This window comes from Pseudomonas syringae CC1557 (assembly GCF_000452705.1).
GTDB lineage: Bacteria > Pseudomonadota > Gammaproteobacteria > Pseudomonadales > Pseudomonadaceae > Aquipseudomonas > Aquipseudomonas syringae_F.
Genome location: NZ_CP007014.1, coordinates 2,345,591 through 2,367,512 on the forward strand (window position 1 = coordinate 2,345,591; position 21,922 = coordinate 2,367,512).

A 21,922-nucleotide genomic window follows, 5' to 3' on the forward strand; every position below is an offset into this window, starting at 1 on the left:
CCGCGATATCGGCTCGGTGACAGGGGCTTTTCCTTGTGAGTGGCCTCAACATGACTGAAAACACCCAATACCTGTCCGCGAATGTCTCCGCTGGTGAGTCCGAGGGCGAGAAGCGCGCCAAACGGGATCATCGTCATGACCTGTGGTTCAAGCGTTCATTGCAAGCTGCAGCGATGCTGGTGCTTGCTTTGCTGGGTTGTATTGCCCTGTCGACCCTTTGGGGTGGCAGCCTGGCATTCCAGACGTTCGGCTTCGAGTTTCTGACCAGTACCGAGTGGGACGTGAACGCCGGCAAGTTCGGCGCATTGGTTCCGATCTACGGTACTCTGGTTACCTCTTTTCTGGCGTTGTTGATCGCCGTTCCGGTGAGCTTCGGCATCGCAATTTTCCTGACCGAAGTGGCTCCGCCATGGCTGCGCATGCCGATTGCCTCTGCAATCGAACTGTTGGCCGGTATTCCTTCGATCATCTACGGCATGTGGGGGCTGTTTGTGTTTGGTCCGTTCATGGCTGAACACCTGTCGCCATGGATCACCGAAAACCTCGGCGCGCTGCCGCTGATTGGCCCGATGTTCCAGGGTCCGCCGCTGGGCATCGGCATGCTGACCGCCGGTATCGTGCTGGCAATCATGATCACGCCTTTCATTACCTCGGTGATGCAGGAAGTTTTCCGTACCGTACCTGTGGCGCTGAAAGAGTCGGCCTACGCGTTGGGCGGCACTACCTGGGAAGTGGTCTGGGACATCGTGCTGCCTTACACCCGTTCGGCAGTGGTCGGTGGCATTTTCCTCGGCCTGGGACGCGCGCTCGGCGAAACCATGGCGGTGACCTTCGTTCTGGGCAACGCTCACCAATTCTCTGCGTCGCTGATGATGCCAAGCAGCTCGATTGCCTCGGTAATCGCCAACGAGTTCAACGAGGCTTATACCGACTTGCACCGTTCGGCCTTGATCGCGCTGGGCTTCCTGTTGTTTATCGTCACCTTCATCGTGCTGGCCCTCGCACGTCTGATGCTGTCGCGCCTTTCGCGTAAGGAGGGGTTATGAGTAAGGACATGACGGGCAGTGAGCGCATTTACCGGGCCCGCAATTTCAAGAACAAGATCGCGATGGTGCTCAGCTGTGGCGCCACGGCCTTCGGCCTGTTGTGGCTGGTCTGGATTCTGCTGACCACCATCATCAAAGGCATTGATGCGCTCAACCTGCAACTGTTTACCGGTATGACCCCGCCGCCCGGCACCGCGGGTGGTCTGGCCAACGCCTTCTACGGCAGTGTTCTGATGTCCGGCATCGGCCTGCTGATCGGTACGCCGATCGGCCTGATGGCCGGCATCTGGCTGGCCGAGTTTGCCCGTTACACCAAGCTGGGCAACACCGTACGCTTCATCAACGACATTTTGCTGTCGGCACCTTCCATCGTGCTTGGTCTGTTCGTTTACACGGTGGTGGTACTGCCTCTCAATGCGGTGACTGGCCATCAGGTCGGCTTTTCCGCGCTGGCGGGTGCATTGGCGTTGGCCCTGCTGGTTATTCCGGTAGTGGTGCGCACTACCGATGAAATGATGCAACTGCAACCCTCGACCATGCGTGAAGCTGCGCTGGCGCTGGGTGTGCCGCAATGGAAACTGACCCTGCAAATCGTTCTGCGCGCTGCCAAGGCTGGCGTGGTCACGGGCGTATTGCTGGCGTTGGCACGGATCACCGGCGAAACCGCTCCATTGCTTTTCACCGCTTTCGGCAACCAGTTCTGGAGCAGTGATCTGCTCAAACCAATCGCCAGTGTTCCGGTGGTGGTTTTCCAGTACGCAATGAGCCCGTTCGAAGACTGGCACTCCCTGGCATGGGCCGGTGCACTGGTCATGACGCTGTTCGTACTGATACTGAGTCTGCTGTCTCGCTTAATTCTTCTGCGCAATAGGGCGTCCTGATGAACAACCTTTCCCTGGCCAATGAAAAAACCAAGATCCAAGTTCGCGGTCTGGAGTTTTTCTATAACAACCAGAAGTCGTTGAAGTCCATCGACATGACCATTCCCGAGAAGCGCATCACTGCGATCATCGGCCCGTCGGGTTGCGGCAAGTCAACCCTGCTGCGCGTGTTCAACCGTATCTACGCGATGTACCCGAAGCAGGAAGCACGCGGCGAAGTGCTGCTCAATGGCGAGAACATCCTGGCGCCGGGCTATTCGATGAACCGCCTGCGCAGCCATGTAGGCATGGTGTTTCAGAAGCCCGTGCCGTTCCCGATGTCGATCTACGACAACATTTCCTACGCCATCAAGCACCACGAGAAACTCTCGCGTCGCGAAATGGAAGATCGTGTCGAGCAGGCCCTGCGTGGCGCGGCCTTGTGGGACGAGGTGAAGGACAAGCTCAAGCAGAGCGCGACTGGCCTGTCCGGTGGTCAGCAGCAGCGTCTGTGCATCGCCCGAACCATCGCGTTGCGCCCGCAGGTCTTGCTGCTGGATGAACCGACCTCCGCGCTCGATCCGATCTCGACCGGTCGCATCGAACAGCTGATCACCGAGCTTAAAGAGCAGTTCACCGTGATCATCGTGACGCACAACATGCAACAGGCGGCACGCTGCTCGGATTACACGGCGTTCATGTTCATGGGCGAACTGATCGAGCATGGCGACACTGACACCATCTTCACCAAGCCCTCCAAGAGCCAGACCGAAGACTACATCACCGGTCGATTCGGCTGATCAATCAGCCAGGGCGGGCGCTTCCCGGCGCTCGCCCATGAATTCCTCGATCCTGCTGCGCAACCAGCGTTCGGCAGGGTCGTTGTCCATTACGCTCAGCCAGGTCATCGACAGGTCCAGCCCCGGCGTGGGGAAGGGCAATGGCTCGTCATACAGCAAACCCAGTGCGCTCATCGCCTTCGCTGCATAGTCGGACAGACCCGAAATCATATCGGTACCAGCCATCAGCGCGGGCAGGGTGGTGAATTGTGGCACTGACAGCACCACCTGCCGCTTGCGACCCAGAGCGGTCAGCCATTCATCAGCAAAACTGCTGACACTCGCTACGTGCGACACCACAACGTGCGGCCTTGAGCAGTATTCGTCCAGGCTCATGGGGCGGGCGGGCTTGTCGGCGCGTACCAGCCTTGGCTGCACGTTGCGCAGCGTCTTGCGCTTGGCATTGGCCGGCAGCTCGCGCGTCAGGCAGACGCCGACGGTGATGTCGCCGGACATCAGCACTTCGGAGATATTCAGGTAGTCGACGTGCTTGACCACGATCACCACCCCGGGTGCTTCCTGGCGAATGGCCTTGAGCATGGCGGGTAACAAGCCGAACTCAACGTCGTCGGTCAGGCCAATGCGAAAGGTCATCTTGCTGACCGAGGGATCAAAGTCAGTGGTCAGGCTGAGCGCTGTGGACATCGCGTCCAGCGCGGGCGTCAGGTGCTTGAGGATTTCATGAGCGCGGGCCGTCGGCTCCATACGGTGGCCGACCCGGATGAACAGCGGATCATTGAGCAGGCTGCGCAGACGGTTCAACGCAGCACTGATCGTGGGTTGCCCGAGGAACAGCTTTTCTGCTGCGCGGGTCACGTTACGCTCCTGCATCAACGTCTCGAAAACCACCATCAGGTTGATGTCGGCCTTGCGCAGTTCATTTCGATTCATTGCTGTTCCTTGGCTCAGCCCCTGCCGGCCACAACGGCCCTTAACGGACGGCCCAGTCTAGGCAGGCACGGCAGGAGGCGTCCAGCATTTTGCCAGCGCCCGAAGTCTGCATGACGAAACGTCTGCTTACGGTTCTGTTGGCAGGAAAAGGGCGAATCTGTTGTGGGAAACAGGGTCTACTTGCAGGTCCGCCGCTTGCAGTTCAGCGGTTCAGGCCTTTGATTCCATTTACAGGAGGTGCCCCTTATGCGGGCTGCAAAAATTGCCGGTGTGTTGATGTCCCTTGCACTGTCAGGCCCGGCGTTGGCCGAAACGCCGAGCTACGGTCAGCAGCTGGAAGGTTTCGCTTATCCTCATCCGCTGCTGAAATTCCCGTTCGAGTCGCAGGGCCAGTCGCTGGAAATGGGGTATATGGACGTGAAGCCCACTGGCAAGGCCAACGGTCGTACTGCTGTTCTGCTGCACGGCAAGAACTTCTGCGCGGCTACTTGGGAAGACACCATCAAGGGCTTGAGCGCGGCAGGCTATCGTGTGGTCGCACCGGATCAGATCGGCTTCTGCACCTCGACCAAACCCGAGCACTACCAATACAGCTTCCAGCAACTGTCGCTGAACACCCATGCGCTGCTCGCAAAACTGGGCATCGACAAGGTGTCGGTTGTTGGCCATTCCACCGGCGGCATGCTGGCCACCCGGTACGCATTGATGTACCCGAAACAGACCGAGAAACTGGTGCTTGTCAACCCGATCGGTCTGGAAGACTGGAAAGCTCTCGGCGTACCGTATCGCAGCGTTGATCAATGGTACGAACGCGAGCTGAAGACCACTGCCGAAGGCATTCGGGCCTACGAGCAGAAGACCTATTACGACGGCCGCTGGAAGCCCGAGTACGACAAGTGGGTCGATATGCTGGCCGGTTTGAACAAGGGGCCCGGTCACAAGATCGTTGCCTGGAACTCGGCGCTGATCTACGACATGATTTTCACCCAGCCGGTGTTCTACGAGTTTGCGAAGTTGCAGGTGCCGACCGTGTTGATGATCGGTGACGCTGACACCACCGCTATCGGCAGCGATATCGCGCCGCCGGAGGTCAAGGCTAAGATCGGTCAGTACAAGGTGCTGGGCAAGCAGGTCACGCAGATGATCCCGGGTGCCAGGCTCGTTGAGTTCAAAGGCATGGGCCACGCCCCGCAAATGGAAGATCCGGCAGGCTTCAACAAATCACTGGTGTCCGAGCTTCAGTAAACGGCGCTATGCCAGGCGATAACCTGATCGGTCAGCGATCAGGTTGTCGCCCATTCCTTTTGCAGGCTAGACCGCGATCTCCACCTGTTCTCCGTTCAGGCGCACCGGCCAGACTTCCAGGCGCTGTTCCGGGTACTCGATGCAACTGCCGTCGTGCAGACGGAAGTGCTGCTTGTACAACGGCGATGCGATGACCAGTTCACCACCGATCTGACCCAGCAGGCCGCGTCCGATCACATTCGCTCCGGATTTCGGGTCCCGGTTGTCGATGGCAAACAGGTGTTTGCCCTCTGGGGTATCAGGCAGATAGAACAGCGCGATCTGCTTGCCAGTCAGCCAGGCCACCACGCCGGAATTGGCGACCAGGTCCTTGCGTTCACACAGCGTATGCCACTGCAAGTGCAGCGCTGAGGGTGTGTTTTCTTCCGCTAATGCTGTCTTGGACGAGTTCATCACACCACCTCCTTGAACAAGGGAATAAGCGCCAGCTCTTCGGGTTTTGCCGGGCGACGCTGAGCGCGCTCCTTGACGAAGTGCACGTCAGGGTCGCTGCGTTCGTCGTTGACGAAGGTGCGAAAGCGCTTGAGTTTTTCCGGGTCCTTGAGGGCATTGGCCCATTCGCACTCGTAGCGATCCACCACCAGTTGCATCTGTGATTCCAGCTCTGCGGCAAGGCCCAGGCTGTCGTCGAGGATTACCGCCTTGAGGTAATCCAGGCCGCCTTCCAGTGTTTCTCGCCATACCGACGTGCGCTGCAGCTTGTCGGCGGTGCGGATGTAGAGCATCAGGAAGCGGTCGATGTAGCGGATCAGGGTTTCGTCATCCAGGTCGGTGGCGAACAGCTCGGCATGGCGCGGGCGCATGCCGCCGTTGCCGCACAGGTACAGGTTCCAGCCGTTTTCGGTGGCGATCACGCCGACGTCCTTGCTTTGTGCTTCGGCGCATTCACGGGTGCAACCAGAGACCGCGAACTTCAGCTTGTGCGGCGAGCGCAGGCCCTTGTAGCGATCCTCGATGCGCAACGCCATGGCGACGCTGTCTTGTACGCCGTAGCGACACCAGGTGCTGCCGACGCAGGACTTCACGGTGCGGGTCGATTTACCGTAGGCATGACCAGTCTCGAAGCCGGCAGCGATCAGCTCGCTCCAGATGTCTGGCAGTTCGTGCAATTGCGCACCAAACAGATCGATGCGCTGGCCGCCGGTGATCTTGGTGTACAAGTCATATTTCTTGGCCACTGCGCCAATCGCGATCAGGCCGTCCGGAGTGATTTCACCGCCCGGAATACGCGGTACCACCGAATAGGTGCCGTTTTTCTGCATGTTGGCCATGAACGTGTCGTTGGTGTCCTGCAACGGCACCAGCGAAGGCTCGGTGATCGGACGGTTCCAGCACGAGGCGAGAATCGATCCGACCACAGGCTTGCAGATGTCGCAGCCATGCGCGCCTTTGCCGTGCCGTGCCAACAGCTCATCAAAGCTTTCGAGGCCTTCGACGCGAACCAGCGAGTAAAGCTCCTGGCGGGTATAGGCGAAGTGTTCGCACAGGCTTTTGTCGACTGCCACGCCACGTGCCGTGAGTTCGTGTTCGAAAACCTGTTTGAGCAGCGCCGTGCAACCGCCGCAACCGGTTGCTGCCTTGGTACATGCCTTGATCCCGGCCAGATCCGTGCAGCCATTGTCGATAGCCGAGCAGATCGAGCCCTTGCTGACGTTGTGGCAGGAACAGACCGTTGCCGTGGCGGGCAGGGCATCGACACCCAGAGTAGGCGCGCCCTCGCCGCGTGGCAGAATCAAGCTCGATGGATCTGCGGGCAGGGTGATGCCGTTTTGCGCGTATTGCAGCAGGGTGTCGTAGTAACTGTTGTCGCCGACCAGCACGGCGCCGAGCACCTGTTTGCCATCGGCCGACACCACCAGACGGCGATAACTGGCAGTGGCTTCATCGATGTAGCGATAGCTGACCGCCCCGGCCAGCGCACCATGCGCATCGCCGATGGAACCGACGTCGACGCCCAGTAGCTTGAGCTTGGTGGACATGTCGGCACCGAAGAACGGCTCGGTGTCTTTCTCACACAATTGCGCCGCCACGCCACGGGCCATCTGGTAGCCGGGCGCGACCAGCCCGAACACGCTGCCGTTCCAGGCGGCGCACTCACCGATCGCATAGATATCGGCGTCGCTGGTGCGGCAGTGTTCGTCAATCGCAATGCCGCCGCGTGGACCGAGTTGCAGCTCACACTGGCGGGCCAGGGCATCCTGCGGGCGAATACCGGCCGAAAACACGATCAGGTCGGTTTCAAGGAATTCGTCATTGGCGAAGTTCATACGGTAGCGATACTGCTTGCCGTCGCTGATCGACTGCGTGGCGCGGGACAGATGCACGCCGACGCCCAACGCTTCGATTCGCGCTTTCAACGCGGCGCCGCCGTGTTCGTCCAGTTGCACCGGCATCAGGCGTGGGGCGAATTCGACGACGTGTGCCTCAAGGCCGAGAGACTTGAGCGCATTGGCCGCTTCCAGGCCCAGCAAGCCGCCCCCGACCACCACGCCACGCCGCGCTTTCGTGGCGGCATAACGAATGTTGTCGAGGTCTTCAAGGGTGCGATAGACCAGCCGCGAATTGCCTTTTGCGCCTTCAATCGGTGGCACGAACGGGTAGGAGCCGGTGGCCAGAATCAGTTTGTCGTAGCTAAAACAGCCTTCGGCCGTGATGATTTCGTGCCGGTCACGATCGATCTCCAGCACCGGCACGCCGAGGTGCAGGGTCAGGCCGGCCTTTTCATAGACAGACATCTCGCTCATGGCCAGCGATTCGGCGTCGCGGCCGGTGAAGTACTCCGACAGGTGCACGCGGTCATAGGCACGCTGCGCCTCTTCGCCGAACACATGGATGCGATAACGCTCAAGCGCGCCGCCTGCGATCAACTGCTCGACGCAATGGTGCCCCACCATGCCATTGCCGACGACGATCAGGGTTTTTACATTGTTGGAGGGGAATACTGTGGTGTTCATAGCGAGTCCCGGCCGAGGCCAATCAGGTTTTTCAACGCAAAAAAAAGCGCCCGGAACCTTGCGGTTCCAGGCGCCTTTGCCTGTTCTCTTGTTGGAAATTCGAGGGTGCCATCGAGCCACGTTGCCGGATGCACCTGAGTAGCCCTCTGGTCTCAGCGAGACTGGCGATCAACGTCGATCAACCGGGGCGTGCCCGACCACATTCACGGTGGGGTTATCAGGCTTATGCAGAGGGTGTGCCAGCTTGGGCCGGCAGCGGTTCAAACGCGCATTGGCAATGCCTGCACGGCCGCGCAGCTTTTACAATAGCATCTGGCGCATGATTTTTCCTGCCTTGCATTGGTGCGCGTCGAAGGGGGGGCGCTGTAAAGCTGTGCGCAGCCTCGCCCGGTCAACCCCGGACGCAGAGCGTCCAGAACGGCATGCTCACGCGGAGCATGGGCACAATAGTTTCCCGGACACCTCTCGTTCCTCACGCTCTGCGTAGGAATGCCTTTCTTGACGCTCCGCGTCACAATTCTGCGCCGCACCGCCTGTTCAATATCGAAGCCGTGCGTTTAAAAGCCCAGGTATGGCGTAACATTTGTATCACCCTGCAATTCCCCTATTTAAGTCAGTTCTCATGAAGATCACGATCACCGAAGTACCCCCCGCCGACATCCCGCATACCGTCGATTTCGTCATGCGTGCCCGCGCCGAGATATTTCCTTTATTGGACGCCGTCACCGTTCCACCCGATCTGGCCGGTTTCGAACAGGTTTACCTGAAAGGCAAGGATGGAAAATTCCTCATCGCTCGTTGCGACGAGCGCATCATCGCTGCCGTTGGCTATTTGCCTTACGACCATCGCTTTGCACAGTTCGACTACACAGTCCGCAGAACGGTAGAAATCGTGCGCCTGTACGTAATGCCCGAATTTCGCGGCGACGGGCTGGCCAGCCGCTTATGCCAGGCGCTCTGGGCACATGCCGAAGCGGGTGGCATCGAGGTTTTGTACCTGCACACCCATCCGTTTCTGCCCGGTGCCATCCGTTTCTGGGAGAAACAGGGTTTTGCCGTGACTGATGTGGAAAGCGATCCGGTGTGGAACACGACCCATATGGAGCGCGTTCTTTAAGAGGGCTTTGTCAGAAGACGGCAGGGGGCTGGCAGACGCCAACCCCTTGTACCGATCAGCGCGGATGACGCTGGCGGGCGGTCTTGAGCAGGTCTTCCGGGGTGATGTGACCGACCACTGACTTGGCCGCCGCGCTGCCGGGCAACGGCAGGTCGAGGATGTGGCCTTTCATCTTGCCGATCACGTGCATTTCACAAGGCTTGCAATCGAATTTCAGGGTCAGTACTTCGTCACCCTGCACCAGTTGCATCGGCGCGACCTTGGTACGTACGCCGGTTACGCCTTTGGCCTGTTTCGGGCACAGGTTGAACGAGAAACGCAGGCAGTGCTTGGTGATCATCACCGGCACTTCGCCGGTTTCTTCGTGCGCTTCGTAAGCCGCGTCGATCAACTGCACGCCGTGACGATGGTAGAAGTCGCGCGCCTTCTGGTTATAGACGTTGGCCAGAAAAGACAGATGCGATTCAGGATAAACCGGCGGCGGGGTGGTTTCGGCCTTGCGCCCGCCACGCGGGTGAGCCTGGACGCGGGCTTCGGTCAGCGCTTCGATAGCATCGCGGCGCAAGGCCTTGAGCTGCGAATTGGGTACGAAATACGCCTGTGGGGCATCCAGCTTTACGTCTTGGGCATGGTAAATCGTGGTGCCCAGTTGAGTGAGCAAGTCACGCATCTGGTCCAGCGCCTGCTCGGGCTTGTTGGCAGCGCCGAACGGACCGTCAAGACCGACCGTCACGCGTACGCCTTCTTCACTGATCGCGTTCAGGCTCAGGTGATCCTCACGCAGCGTCACCTGCCACTGAATACCGATGCGGCGTTCAGCTGAAGTCTTGAGCAGCGCCTGCTGCCAGTTGTGGTCCAGGTTGCGGTTGAGTGGATGATTCGGTCGCAGGCCGGAGAGGGCAGCCGGCATTTCGTTGGGTTCTACGCGATAGCGCCAGCGCTTCTGACCTTCTTCTTCGAACTCGCCTTTCAGCTCGGCGATGTTGGCCCGAAAGCCCACCACTTCACGTTTGATCTGCACATTGAGGCCGTCACCGTTGGACAGCGGCTCATGAGTAACCGCGATCAGATCGCGCTTGCCGAGTTTTTCGACGGTGCCCACCGCCAGACCGGTAAACGTCGGCGTATCGAACGCGCCGATATCGATCTTGCGATCACTGACGAAGTAATCGGTGCTGCCGCGATGAAAGGTCTTCTCCGGATCAGGCACGAAGAAGTGCGCGGTACGGCCGCTGGAAGCACGTGCAAGGTCCGGGCGGTCTTCAAGAATCTCGTCCAGGCGCTGCCGGTAATAAGCAGTAATGTTTTTGACGTAGCCGGCGTCCTTGTAGCGGCCTTCGATCTTGAACGAGCGCACCCCGGCGTCCACCAGGTCACTCAGGTTGGCGCTCTGGTTGTTGTCCTTCATCGACAGCAAGTGCTTTTCGAACGCAACCACACGACCCTGATCATCCTTGAGCGTGTACGGCAGACGGCAGGCCTGCGAACAGTCGCCACGGTTGGCGCTGCGGCCATTTTGCGCATGGGAGATGTTGCACTGCCCGGAAAACGCCACGCACAGCGCGCCATGGATGAAGAACTCGATGGTCGCATCGGTTTCACTGGCGATTTCACGAATTTCCTGCAGGTTCAGCTCGCGCGCCAGTACCAACTGCGAAAAACCGGCCTGATCGAGAAACTTCGCCCGGCCCAGGGTGCGAATGTCGGTCTGCGTGCTGGCGTGCAGTTCGATGGGCGGAATGTCCAGCTCCATCACCCCGAGGTCCTGCACGATCAGTGCATCCACGCCCGCGTCGTAGAGCTGATGAATCAGCTTGCGCGCTGGTTCCAGTTCGTCGTCATGCAGGATGGTGTTGATCGTGGTGAAAATCCGCGCGTGATAGCGATGGGCGAATTTCACCAGCTCAGCGATATCGCTGACGTCGTTGCAGGCGTTGTGCCGCGCACCAAAGCTCGGCCCGCCGATGTACACCGCGTCGGCGCCATGCAGGATGGCTTCACGGGCGATGCTCACGTCCCGGGCAGGGCTGAGCAATTCCAGGTGGTGCTTGGGTAACGACATGGCAAGGGATCCGGCGGCGAGCAAAGCGCGCATTGTAGTGCGCCGCGCCGCGCCGCGCACCTGTTGACGTCAGCAGCAGATCACTGGCTGACCATCGGCGTGCGGTCAGCGGGAACGCAAGCGCAGGATTTTCGTACCGTCGCAAGGATCGGTCAGCCAATGCGCGACGACGCCAAAGGTGCTCAGCAACCGCTCCGGTGTCAGCACGTCGGCCGGCACACCCAGTGCGACCAGCCGGCCTTTTTCCATCACCGCCACGCGGTCGCAATCCAGTGCCTGGTTGAGGTCGTGCAGGGCAATCACCGTGGTCACCGGTAAAGCCCTGACCAGCCCGAGGATAGTCAACTGGTGCTGGATATCCAGATGGTTGGTCGGCTCGTCCAGCAGCAGAATTTTCGGCCGTTGCGCCAGCGCTCTGGCGATATGGACCCGCTGCCGTTCGCCGCCAGACAGGGTGTGCCAGGCACGTTTGTGCAGGTGCAGCATGTCCACGTCCTGCAACGCCTGACGGACGATGGCGTCATCCTCGGCGCTCCACGGCTCCAGCGCTGACAGCCAAGGCGTGCGGCCCAGTTCGACGGCATCGAGCACGGTCACCGCGTCGCTGGTTTCAGCCTGTTGTTCGACCACCGCCAACAGCCGAGCCACGTCTCTGCGACTCATGGCCGCGAGAGACTGTTCGCCCAGCGTGACCGTGCCGCTGCCCGGTTTCTGGATACCGGCCAACAGTTTGAGCAAGGTGGATTTGCCCGAACCGTTGGGGCCGACCACGGCCAGCGTTTCGCCCGCTGCAATGCTCAGGTCGACGTCACTCAACAGTGCCGTGCCACGCACCGAGTAGCCGAGACCTGAACAACCAAGCACTGGCGCGTCGAGCCGATGAGGAAAAGCGTTCATCGCGTGCTGTTGCCCCGGATAAGAATCAATGCGAAAACCGGTGCGCCGATCAGCGCGGTAATCACCCCGATCGGCAGCGCCTGACCTTTGATCATGGTGCGCGAAAGGATATCGGCAGCGATCAGAAACAACGCGCCGCTCAGGGCGCTCAGCGGCACCAGTCGTGCGTGACGTACGCCGACCAGCATTCGCACTGCGTGTGGAATCACCAGCCCGACGAAACCGATGGAGCCGACAATCGAGACCATCACCGCAGTGACCAGCGCAGCGGTGGCGATCAGGACGATCTGCACGCGGCGCACCGCAATCCCGAGCGACGCGGCCGAATCGCCGCCGAAAGTGAAAGCGTCCAGCGCGCGTCTGTACCACAGGCACACCAGCAGACCGACCAGCACCGTTGGCACTGCGAGCCACACCGAGTGCCAGCGCACGCCACTGAGGTTGCCCAATAGCCAGAACATGATGCCGCGCGCCTGTTCGGAGCTGGCGGATTTGGTGATCAGAAACGAAGTCAGTGCGTTGAACAGCTGTGAACCGGCGATCCCGGCCAGAATGATCTGCACCGACGCTGTGGTGCCCCGAGATGAATGTGCGAGCAGGGCAACCAGTGAAAACGCTGCCACGGCCCCGGCGAAAGCGCCAGCTGACATGGAAATCGCCCCCGCACCGAAGCCCAGAATGGCAACCAGTACGGCGCCGGTCGAAGCCCCGGCGGAAATTCCCAGCAGATAAGGATCGGCCAGCGGGTTGCGCAATAACGATTGCAGCACCACACCGCAGATCGCCAGCCCGGCTCCGCAGGCGGCTGCGACGATGGCGCGGGTCAGGCGGTAATTCCAGACGATGCCTTCGTCGATAGGATCGAGCACATAACCGGCCGCCCAGAGTTTGTTGGCCAGCACCTGAAAAATCACCTTGAGGCTGATCGAGGTCTCACCAATCGCCGCGCCGACCATGATCGCCAGCACCAGCAAGGCGGATACCCAAAGCACATGGCCCAACGCTGTCGGCAGTTTCATCGCGCAGCGTTGAAGCGGTTGGCGGCGTCAGCCAGTTCTTCGAAACCGGTGAACAGACGCAGACCGGCCTGCATGCCCTCGGCGTCGATGATCACGATTCGGTCATTCTTCACTGCGTCCATGTTGCGCGTCACCGGGTCGCTTTTGAGAAATTCGATTTTCTTCAGATAGTCGTCGGCCGGGAAGCGGCGGCGGTCCATGCGTGCAATCACCAGAATGCTCGGATTGGCCTTGGCGATGGTTTCCCAGCCTACGGTTGGCCACTCTTCGTCGGACTGCACGATATTGCGCATGCCCAGGCTGTTGAGCATGAAGTCCGGGATGCCTTTGCGACCGGCCACAAACGGATCGCTGGCAAGCTCGGAGCTGGAAAACCAGAACAGCGCCGACACATCGTTGGCCTTGTTCTGCCTGACGTTGGCAATCGCGGCGCTCAGGCGCGTTTTGAGATCTGCAACCAGTTTGTCGCCGCGATCCTGCGCATCGAAAATCTGCGCCAGCTGTTCGATGCTCTTGTAGATGGTCTCGATGCGAAATGGCTCCAGGCGCGTGCCATCGGCACCCACCAGGTTGTCTTTGCCCTCGCAATCGGACGGCAGGATGTACGTCGGTATTTTCAGGTCATGAAACTGCTCGCGGGTGCCGACCGCGCCCTGTTTGCCAACCATCCACTCCAACTGAACAACCACCAGTTCAGGACGTTTGCCAATCACTGCTTCGAAGCTGGGTTCGTTGTCGGCCAGACGCTGCACTTTGTCGTTCTGCGCCTTGAAGCGCGGCAGCACGTTGTTGAACCACAGCGAGGTGCCGACCAGTTTGTCGCCCAGGCCCAGTTCGTAAAGCATTTCAGTGCCTGCCTGGCCAATGGTCACGGCCTTGGTTGGTGCATGGGCGAAGGTCAGGCTCGAACCGCAGTTTTCGAGGGTCAGCGGGTACTGTGTGGGTGCAGCGAAGGCAAGGCTCGACAAGGTCAGGCCGGCGGCGAGTGCGGCGAGGCGGGGCAGCGACATGAAATGCGATCTCCGTTGGAGCAGGTGCCAAGGCGCAATGCATATCAGGAAACACATCCCCGGCAACTGACCGGGCACGACAAATAAATGCCGATGCGTGCGGATGTCCTTCCCGGACACCCCGCCGGTTAGTGGATTGAATCGGGTCGGCAGGTCTCCTGACTGGCATGTCATCGCCACGCTCCGGCCTTCCCGGATCTGAATCCAGTGGCAGTCATGGAGCAGGCTCGATGCCTACAGTTGCGGGGGCAGTTTCGTTTTGGCCTTGCTGGGGCAAGGCGGGCGAATTCCCTGTTAGTTCCTCTCGGAAACCGACGGCCGGCATGGTAAACGATAAGCGTTTTAGTGGCTAATGCTTTGCGTGCGGGCGCCTCGGCATCAACCCTGCCCGCCAGGCACCGGACAAGTCTGTACGCGAAAACGCTTAAATTATCTTCATGTTCTTGTCCGAAAATGCTCTCAAGCCCCGGTTTCAAAAGGCTGCACGGAAAACCGTCGTGCGGGCTCACAACACATTTTTCACATCTTCTTCACTGAGTCAGCACCATGCTGAACCTATGTTGGCTCCATGGGGGCGGTCATGACGTCGGGAATCTCCCGAGTCAGCGCCACACAGGTGTGTAGTGTAGGAGTGGTCACTTGGCTGACACGGTAATCAATAACAAGAATCTGCCTCCCGTTGCGGGAATCCATCGGCATTTCAAAACTCACCAAAACATCGTATCAATCTCCATCGTCGTGACATTGATAGCGATTTGCGCGTGGTTCTTCACATCGTTTTCAAGCGTGCACGTGGTGGATCTCGGCGCGGGCAATAACCTGAAAGTATCGGGCCTGCGCGAGCAGTGGCTGCGCGGTGATGTGGTGGTGATGATTCGGCACGCCGAACGCTGCGACCGCTCGACGAACCCGTGCATGGCCAGCGCCGAGGGCATCACCCTCAAAGGTCGTAACGCCGCGCTGGCGGTTGGGGCAGGGTTGCAGAAAATGGGCCTGGCCCGCGCCCGGGTGGTCGCCAGCCCCAAGGTTCGCACGCAACAGACCGCAGAGTTAGTGGCCGGGCATGCAGTGCAGACCCAGGAATGGATCAACGCATGCGACGGTGGCTTCGTGAAAGCAGTACAGGCTCATAAAGTCAGCGGTGAAAATCTGGTACTGATCACCCACAGCGGTTGCATCGACCAGTTCGAGCGCAAAGTGGGTGTACCAGGCGGCGAGCGCTCAAGTGATTATGCCGAAGCGTTTTTCGTGCAAGTGGACGGCAGCCAACGGCCTAAGGTGCTCGGCTCCCTGAATGCAGAGCAATGGGTAAATCTCAACAGCGAGCAATTCAATTGATGACATTGACCCACTCCAGGTTGCGGTTTTACGGCATCAATCTGGGTTTACCCATGTTTTTCGCTTTACTGGTGTTCGTGACATTTGACCTGACCAACCTTGATCGACAATTGAGCGACCTGCTGTTTGATTCGGCCGCCGGGGTGTTTCCGATCGGGCATATTCGGCTGTTCGAAACGATCACCCACAAATGGGCACGGATCATTCCCAATCTGACCGGTGAGCTGGCAATCATCGGTGCGATTTCTTCGTTTGTCTGGCCACTGCTGGAGAAATATCGCGACTCGGGCCTGACACGGCTTGCCATACGTGCCCGACTTGAAGGCCCTCTGCAATTTGCACGCAGGTATCGTCTTGATTTCTTCTTCGTGACGGTCGCATTTGCGGTGAGCACCGGCATGATTCATTACTTGAAAAGTCACACCAGCGTGTATTGCCCGGTCGAAACCACCGTGTATGGCGGCCCTCAGGCGCATATCGAGTGGTTCAGAAACTTCAATCTGTTGCATGAAGCAGGCGCCGGACGATGCTGGCCAGGCGGCCATGCGTCAGGCGCATTCAGCCTGTTGGCCTTGTATTTCGTGGCACGGCGTTATTGCTGGACGCATTCAAAGGTACTGCTGGCGGGAATATTGTTGCTCGGGATGATCTATGGCACTACGCGCGTGCTGCAAGGCTGGCATTTTATGTCGCACACGTTCTGGGCTGGCATTGTGGTGTGGCTGAGCACGCTGCTGGTTGCCTTGTTTTTCTACGGACGGTCGACCTTGCAACAGCCACTACACGCGGCACGCCCAGTCCCGACGTCGATGCAGCCTGACGCATTAGTGCTTCGGGGTGCCGACTCAGCGACTACAGTTTCTTGATCGGTCAGTTGGAAAAACAACAAGGCGCTGCAATGAACATTCTGGTGATTGAAGACCACCGCGATATCCACGACAACCTGTTGGAGTTTTTCGAACTCCGCGGGCATGCCGTTGAAGGCGCGCTGGATGGCCTGAGCGGCTTGCATCTGGCAGCGTCAAAACGTTTCGATGCGATCATTCTCGACATCATGCTGCCTGGCATCGACGGTAACCAGATCTGCCGAAGCCTGCGTCAGTATTCGAAGTCGGAAGTTGCGATTGTGATGCTCAGCGCGCGCGATGAGCTGGATGATCGGCTGATCGGCTTCAAGGTGGGCGCGGATGACTACATCACCAAGCCCTTTGCAATGTCCGAGGTGCTGGCCCGGGTCGAGGCGGTGGTGAGCAGACGTCAGCCCAGACATAACCGTGTCATGGTAGTTGCCGACTTGCAGTTTGACCTGGACACCCTTGAGATAACCCGCAACGGCAGGCCATTGAAGCTCAACCCGACCAACATGAAGCTGCTTGAGTTGTTGATGCGCAAAAGCCCGCATATCGTGAAGCGCAGCGAGCTGGAAGAAGTGCTCTGGGGCCGCGACGCGCCGAACAGCAGCAGCCTGCGCAGCAACATTCATATGCTCAGACGCGCACTGGACGGCGACCATGACACGCCGCTGTTGCACACCGCTCACGGGCTTGGCTACAAACTGTGCGTGCCGCGCTGACACGCGTTCAGTCAAAACTGAACAAGCGCTGGATCAGGGTCGGTGTGCTGCCGGTCCAGCGTTTGAACGAACGGCGGAAGTTGGCCGGATCGTTGAAGTTCAGGTATTCGGCCACTGCTTCGTTGCTCATTCCTTTGATCTGATACAGGTGCAGAGCAACATGCTTGCGCGCCAGATCGTGCTGGGCCTGAAAGCTGGTGCCGTGTTTCTGGAGCTTGCGCTTCAGCGTGGCCGGGCTCATGGCAAATGCCTGAGCGACCTGATCGAGGCCAATAGCGTCACGCACATGGTGACGCAGATGGTCGTGCAGGCGGTCCAGCAGGCTGGCCTGTATGCCGAGTGCCGCGAGTTGCTGCGCAGCTTCCTGCCGGGCAACCTGACCGGCGATAGGCGATGCGCCGGGCCATGAATGGCTGAGGTAATGCCTGGGCAGGCGCATCATGTTCAGCGGGCGGCCAAATACGGTGTTTTCGCCCAGATGGACCCAGTATTGCTCAACGTAACGCGGCTCCTCATGGCAGAAGCTGCATTCCCACGGCAGGCGTTCGCCGCCCAATTGCTGACTCATCGCAACCAGCGCAGTCATGCCGGCTTCCAGCAGAAAGCGTTGTTGTTCGCCCGCGCCGCAGTTGTCCAGCCAGTAGAGGTAGGCGTAGTGCTCGTCCAGCTCCAGGCGCAGCGTGAGCAGCGGGCTGAGCACGGCTTGCTGACAGATCAGGACCTCCAGCGCCTGGTGCAGATTCTGTGCATGGCGCAGGGCATGGCTGGCTGCGCCGTAGTGACCGGGAAACAGCCGCTGACCGAAAAGGAAGCTGGTGTCATCGGCTTCCATCTGGCGTTGTGCGTTACCGATCAAGGCAAAGAATTGATGTGGGCTGAGTCGTGTCTTGCCCGCCACGATGTCTTCGTAGAACAGGCTGGTGCCTTTCAGCAGGCGATGGCTGTCGATGCCGCGTGACAACGCCAGGTCTATGAGCGTGGCAGGCTGGTAATGACCGGGAATGAAGCGGCTGTCGGCCTCATACCAGTCACTCTTGATGGTCACGGCAAGCCTCAGGCGGTGCGCGTCAGCGGACGCCGGGCGCGGGCCAGCGACAGGTTGAGGCGTCGCAGCAGGTTGTCCGGCGTTTCGTTGAGCGCCATCACCACTGCGACGCTGGCCGACAGCAGAATGCGTTCACCTTGTTGCCGCGACTTGTGCGCCAGGCTGGCGACGGCCTGTTGCAGCTCGAGGGCCAGCACCTTGGCCTGGCTTTCGCCGGTGTTGGGCAACAGCACCACAAAACGGTCGCCGGCCAGGCGGCAGAGCAGGTCCTGACGCCGCAGGTTGAGCACCAGCAAATGGCTCAGTGCAGACAGCACCTCGTCACCTTCGGCGTGGCCGTAGGCGTGGTTGATGGCGCTGAAGTCGTCGATGTCCAGCGCCAGCAGTGACAGCGGTTGCTGTTCGCAGAGGCTTTGCTCCAGACTCACCACCAACTGGCGTTTCAGGTAGTCGGCACTGCCCAGCGGAGTGAGCTTGTCGTAAAGCCGATGCTCACGAAAGCCACGCTCGCGCTTTTCCATCTGCGCACTGATCGCCAGTTGCTCGCGGTGCCAGTGGTAGATACCGACAGTCAGCAGGATCAGCCCGACCGGCATTGGGCCCGATTCAAGCCAGTGGTCCCATTCGATCGCGGCAGGCAGGCGAATGAATTCGTCCAGCGCGTCGATCCACCACGAAAAGAACACGCAGCTCAGGCCCACCGACAGGTAATTGGTCACCCGACCGGCAGGACGGCTCTTGAACACCAGAAACAGCCAGACCAGCGACAGCAGGGCAGAGCCGCCTTCGCCAACGATATCCAGCCACTTCCATTCGCTGACGTATTTGATATCGCCAAACGCCAGAAACGCCAGCAGCCCCAGGTTGGAAGCAATCAGCAATACAGCGAGTTTCCAGCGATGGGGTTGGATGATCCTGAACATGAAACGCGGCTCCTGAGGTGCTGGTTGTCGGTCAGCAAAGCAGATGCACATGACACTTGGGTGACGGGTAACGCGAACGCCCGGAGGTCGAATCAGCTCACGTGTGTTGCAGGTGATGATCGTTCCGATGACGCTCTGCGTCACATTGCAGCCATGGCGCCTCCTGCAACCCGGTCCGGGATACAAGCCGCACTAAAGCCTGAGACTCCTTTTTACTGGATGCCGTGGCACGCTGCAGATATGCGGCGCAGAGCGTCCCCCAATGCATGCCGACGCGGAGCATTGGTACGATAGCCACACCGAGCGTCAGTCAGGTCTTCATCTCCAGCGTCGCCTGAAAGTCAAATCAGCTCATTTACCTGCCCAATCCCCCTCAAACCCCGCGTTTTCAGTCCCCCTGCCCGTGACCTGTCACAGAACCGTCATTGCACGACTCTAGCTTGCGCCTCCAGTTGCCGGGCCATTTGCCTGGCTGGTCGGGATTCTGGGGAGGACTCGTATGTACAGGCGTCGCAGCAGGGCTCAACTGGTTGGTTTTACCCTCGGCTCGCTGGCGTTCGCCATTGCCAGCGAACGTTTGCAGGCAGCCGACGCCGACACTACCGAACATGTGCAAGTGGTCGGGCAGGCGGCGAGCATCGACAATGCGCTTAAGGAACAGCGCAGTGCCGACAGCATCAAAAGCGTGGTACATGCCGATGGCGTAGCGCAATTGCCGGACCAGAACGTCGCCGAAGCGGTGCAGCGTCTGCCGGGTGTCAGCGTCGAGCGTGATCAGGGCGAAGGGCGCTTTGTCACCGTTCGTGGCCTGGCCCCCGACCTGAACAGTGTGACCATCAACGGCACCCTGGTGCCTGCCCCGGAAAGTGGCCGCCGCGCCGTGGCGCTAGATGTGCTGCCCGCCGAACTGGTGCAGTCGCTGTCGGTAATCAAGACCCTGACACCGGACATGGACGCCAACTCGCTGGGTGGCACCATCGATGTCGAGAGCCTATCGGCTTTCGATCACAAAGGCCTGTTCTACACCGGCAGCAGCGAAGCCAGCTACGACAAGAACACCCATCAGACCAGCCCCAAGTTTTCCGGCGCGGCGAGCAATCGTTTCAGCCTTGGCGACGGCATCGACAACTTCGGCGTGGCGGCTGCACTGAGCTGGCAGAAGCGTGACTTTGGCTCCGACAACGTCGAGACCGGCGGTGACTGGGACGGCTCGCGCCTGCAATCATTTGAACAGCGCGACTACGACATCAGTCGAGAGCGCGCCGGTGGCGGCCTGAACTTCGATTACAAGCCTGATGACGTCAGCAAATATTACCTGCGCACCCTGTACAGCCGCTTCAAGGACGACGAAGTACGCACCACCAACGGTTTCGAGTTTGCCGATGCGCAACGCGCAGGCCAGACCGGCGATGCCGAGGGCACCCGCAAGCTCAAGGCGCGCACCGAAACCCAGGAAATCCAGTCCTACGTATTCGGCGGCGAGCGCATGGTTGGCCTGTGGACCCTCAGCGGCCAGGCCGGTTACAGCACCTCCAGCGAAGACAGCCCGGGGCACATCGCCGGGGCCACGTTCGTCGGCAACGATGATTTCAGCGACGCCGGGTTTTACGACCGTGACAAGCCGAGGCCGATCATCAGCTCTTCCTTCTACGACAATTCGAACTTCACCCTCGACAAGGTTGACTGGGAAAAGCAGTACACCAAGGACACCGAGAAGAACCTGCGCCTCGACCTGGCTCGCGATTACGACATCAAGGGCTATGCGTCGCAGTTCAAGTTTGGCGGCAAGGTCAGTCGCCGCGACAAGAGCAACGATCTGGAAGTCTGGAAATACGAGGATTTCGATGATCTGGGTTTCAGTGACGAACAACTGAACCTGACGCAGTTTCAGAAAGGCAACATCGACTATCGACTGGGCAATTTCGGCAGCGGCATCAGCCCCGGCGCGATCAAAGGGCTGGTAGGCGGGCTGAATGCCGCCGATGCCTATGATCAGGCAGAATCCAGCGCCAATGACTTCAAGATCAACGAAGACATCAACGCCGGCTACTTCATGAACACGATAGACGTCGACAAGTGGCGCTTCATCGCCGGTCTGCGTTACGAAGGCACGGAAATGGACGCCAAAGGCACGGGTGTACGCGACGGCACGTTCGAGGCCAGCGATACCCGTCGCCGCTATCACCACTGGCTGCCGGGGCTGCACGCCCGTTACCAGATCGACAAAAGCACCCAGCTGCGTGCCGCCTGGACCAAGACCGTGGTGCGCCCGACCTTCGGCCAACTGGCGCCGGGTTTTGTGATCGACGATGACGAAGCGTCCTTCGGCAACCCGAACCTCAAACCGCTGGAGTCCAGCAACCTGGACCTGGGCATCGAGCATTTCATGGGCCGCGCCGGTACGGTGTCAGCGTTCGTGTTCTACAAGGACATTCAGAACTTCGTTTACAACACCGACCTGGCGGGCACCGGCCAATGGGCGAACTTCTCCGAAGCCAACTCCTTCGCCAACGGCGACAAGGCCAAGCTGTATGGCCTTGAACTGGCCTACTCGCAGAAGCTGGACTGGTTACCGTCACCCTGGAACGGCTTGCTGCTGGGCGCCAACGCCACACTCAGCCGCTCGGACGCCAGCATCAACGGCTTTGATCAAAGCACCGGGACTAACCGCAAGCGCGATATCGACCTGCCCAGCCAGTCAAATACGGTCGGCAACGTCATGCTCGGCTGGGAAAACGACACACTCAGCCTGCGCCTGTCGGCCAACTACAAGTCGGCCTATCTCTATGAGCTGGCGGCCATCGGTGACAAGGATCATGACCAGTATGTGGACGCACAGACCTTCGTCGATTTCAGCGCGCGTTACTCGCTGACCAAAAACCTCAAGGTCAGCTTCGAGGCGCAGAACCTTACCGATCAGCCGTATTTCGTCTACAGCGGCCATCGCGCCTACAACGGCCAGTACGAAGAGTACGGACCGACCTACAAAGTCGGCCTGACCTTCACCCACTTCTGATCGACCTGATGCGCCACTTCGAAGGAT

18 protein-coding genes and 1 riboswitch are annotated in these 21,922 nt (G+C 59.6%); of the genes, 9 read left to right on the forward strand and 9 right to left on the reverse strand.

Annotated features, from left to right (window positions below):
- Positions 1-50: 50 nt before the first annotated feature.
- From pstC to pstB, 3 genes are read left to right on the forward strand one after another with little or no spacing between them, the layout of a single operon-like run.
- Entirely contained in the window at positions 51-1,046 is a 996-nt protein-coding gene (pstC, locus tag N018_RS10790) for a phosphate ABC transporter permease subunit PstC (protein ID WP_005770815.1), read from the forward strand.
- On the forward strand, positions 1,043-1,927 hold the full coding sequence (pstA, locus tag N018_RS10795) for a phosphate ABC transporter permease PstA (RefSeq protein ID WP_024646510.1): 885 nt from the start codon (positions 1,043-1,045) through the stop codon (positions 1,925-1,927). The genes pstC and pstA overlap by 4 nt, the downstream gene beginning before the upstream one ends.
- Positions 1,927-2,706: a phosphate ABC transporter ATP-binding protein PstB gene (gene pstB / locus N018_RS10800; protein WP_024646511.1), complete on the forward strand. Its 780-nt coding sequence runs from the start codon at positions 1,927-1,929 to the stop codon at positions 2,704-2,706. Before pstA ends, pstB begins: the two co-directional genes overlap by 1 nt.
- Here pstB and N018_RS10805 read toward each other — a convergent pair whose 3' ends face one another.
- On the reverse strand, positions 2,707-3,636 hold the full coding sequence (locus N018_RS10805) for a LysR family transcriptional regulator (protein ID WP_024646512.1): 930 nt from the start codon (positions 3,634-3,636) through the stop codon (positions 2,707-2,709). It abuts the gene before it with no gap.
- Between the two features lie 246 nt (positions 3,637-3,882).
- Here N018_RS10805 and N018_RS10810 point away from each other — a divergent pair, with 246 nt between their 5' ends.
- A complete protein-coding gene (locus N018_RS10810) occupies positions 3,883-4,881 on the forward strand; it encodes an alpha/beta fold hydrolase (protein WP_024646513.1) in 999 nt (332 codons plus the stop codon).
- A gap of 66 nt (positions 4,882-4,947) precedes the next feature.
- Here N018_RS10810 and nirD read toward each other — a convergent pair whose 3' ends face one another.
- Entirely contained in the window at positions 4,948-5,334 is a 387-nt protein-coding gene (gene nirD / locus N018_RS10815) for a nitrite reductase small subunit NirD (RefSeq protein WP_024646514.1), read from the reverse strand.
- Positions 5,334-7,895, reverse strand: coding sequence for a nitrite reductase large subunit NirB (gene nirB, locus N018_RS10820; protein ID WP_025389547.1), 2,562 nt, complete (start codon positions 7,893-7,895; stop codon positions 5,334-5,336). The genes nirD and nirB overlap by 1 nt, the downstream gene beginning before the upstream one ends.
- A gap of 622 nt (positions 7,896-8,517) precedes the next feature.
- On the opposite strand from nirB, the gene N018_RS10825 reads away from it, so the two are divergent.
- Positions 8,518-9,012: a GNAT family N-acetyltransferase gene (locus N018_RS10825; RefSeq protein ID WP_025389548.1), complete on the forward strand. Its 495-nt coding sequence runs from the start codon at positions 8,518-8,520 to the stop codon at positions 9,010-9,012.
- A gap of 55 nt (positions 9,013-9,067) precedes the next feature.
- Here N018_RS10825 and N018_RS10830 read toward each other — a convergent pair whose 3' ends face one another.
- The 4 genes from N018_RS10830 to N018_RS10845 all read right to left on the reverse strand — a co-directional run bounded on the left by N018_RS10830 (position 9,068) and on the right by N018_RS10845 (position 14,000).
- The gene (locus tag N018_RS10830) at positions 9,068-11,074 is read right to left on the reverse strand and encodes a peptidase U32 family protein (protein ID WP_025389549.1); all 2,007 of its coding nucleotides are present in this window, start codon (positions 11,072-11,074) and stop codon (positions 9,068-9,070) included.
- Positions 11,075-11,179: 105 nt separating this feature from the next.
- Positions 11,180-11,971, reverse strand: coding sequence for an ABC transporter ATP-binding protein (locus N018_RS10835; RefSeq protein ID WP_025389550.1), 792 nt, complete (start codon positions 11,969-11,971; stop codon positions 11,180-11,182).
- The gene (locus N018_RS10840) at positions 11,968-12,990 is read right to left on the reverse strand and encodes a FecCD family ABC transporter permease (RefSeq protein ID WP_025389551.1); all 1,023 of its coding nucleotides are present in this window, start codon (positions 12,988-12,990) and stop codon (positions 11,968-11,970) included. Before N018_RS10840 ends, N018_RS10835 begins: the two co-directional genes overlap by 4 nt.
- The gene (locus N018_RS10845) at positions 12,987-14,000 is read right to left on the reverse strand and encodes an ABC transporter substrate-binding protein (protein ID WP_025389552.1); all 1,014 of its coding nucleotides are present in this window, start codon (positions 13,998-14,000) and stop codon (positions 12,987-12,989) included. Before N018_RS10845 ends, N018_RS10840 begins: the two co-directional genes overlap by 4 nt.
- Positions 14,001-14,131: 131 nt before the next feature.
- Positions 14,132-14,331: riboswitch (cobalamin riboswitch) on the reverse strand.
- A gap of 308 nt (positions 14,332-14,639) precedes the next feature.
- On the opposite strand from N018_RS10845, the gene N018_RS10850 reads away from it, so the two are divergent.
- Genes N018_RS10850 through N018_RS10860 form a run of 3 tightly spaced genes read left to right on the forward strand, consistent with a single transcriptional unit; the run spans position 14,640 to position 16,911 of the window.
- A complete protein-coding gene (locus N018_RS10850) occupies positions 14,640-15,338 on the forward strand; it encodes a SixA phosphatase family protein (RefSeq protein WP_025389553.1) in 699 nt (232 codons plus the stop codon).
- On the forward strand, positions 15,338-16,204 hold the full coding sequence (locus N018_RS10855) for a phosphatase PAP2 family protein (protein ID WP_038401174.1): 867 nt from the start codon (positions 15,338-15,340) through the stop codon (positions 16,202-16,204). The genes N018_RS10850 and N018_RS10855 overlap by 1 nt, the downstream gene beginning before the upstream one ends.
- Before the next feature lie 32 nt (positions 16,205-16,236).
- Entirely contained in the window at positions 16,237-16,911 is a 675-nt protein-coding gene (locus N018_RS10860) for a response regulator transcription factor (protein WP_024645541.1), read from the forward strand.
- Positions 16,912-16,918: 7 nt separating this feature from the next.
- Here N018_RS10860 and N018_RS10865 read toward each other — a convergent pair whose 3' ends face one another.
- Positions 16,919-17,956 carry an AraC family transcriptional regulator gene (locus N018_RS10865; protein WP_025389555.1) on the reverse strand — a complete coding sequence of 346 codons (1,038 nt, stop codon included), beginning with the start codon at positions 17,954-17,956 and terminating at the stop codon, positions 16,919-16,921.
- Positions 17,957-17,964: 8 nt separating this feature from the next.
- Complete coding sequence (locus N018_RS10870; RefSeq protein ID WP_024645543.1) at positions 17,965-18,879, reverse strand: GGDEF domain-containing protein; 915 nt, start codon at positions 18,877-18,879, stop codon at positions 17,965-17,967.
- Between the two features lie 499 nt (positions 18,880-19,378).
- On the opposite strand from N018_RS10870, the gene N018_RS10875 reads away from it, so the two are divergent.
- On the forward strand, positions 19,379-21,895 hold the full coding sequence (locus tag N018_RS10875) for a TonB-dependent receptor (protein WP_025389556.1): 2,517 nt from the start codon (positions 19,379-19,381) through the stop codon (positions 21,893-21,895).
- Positions 21,896-21,922 lie beyond the last annotated feature (27 nt).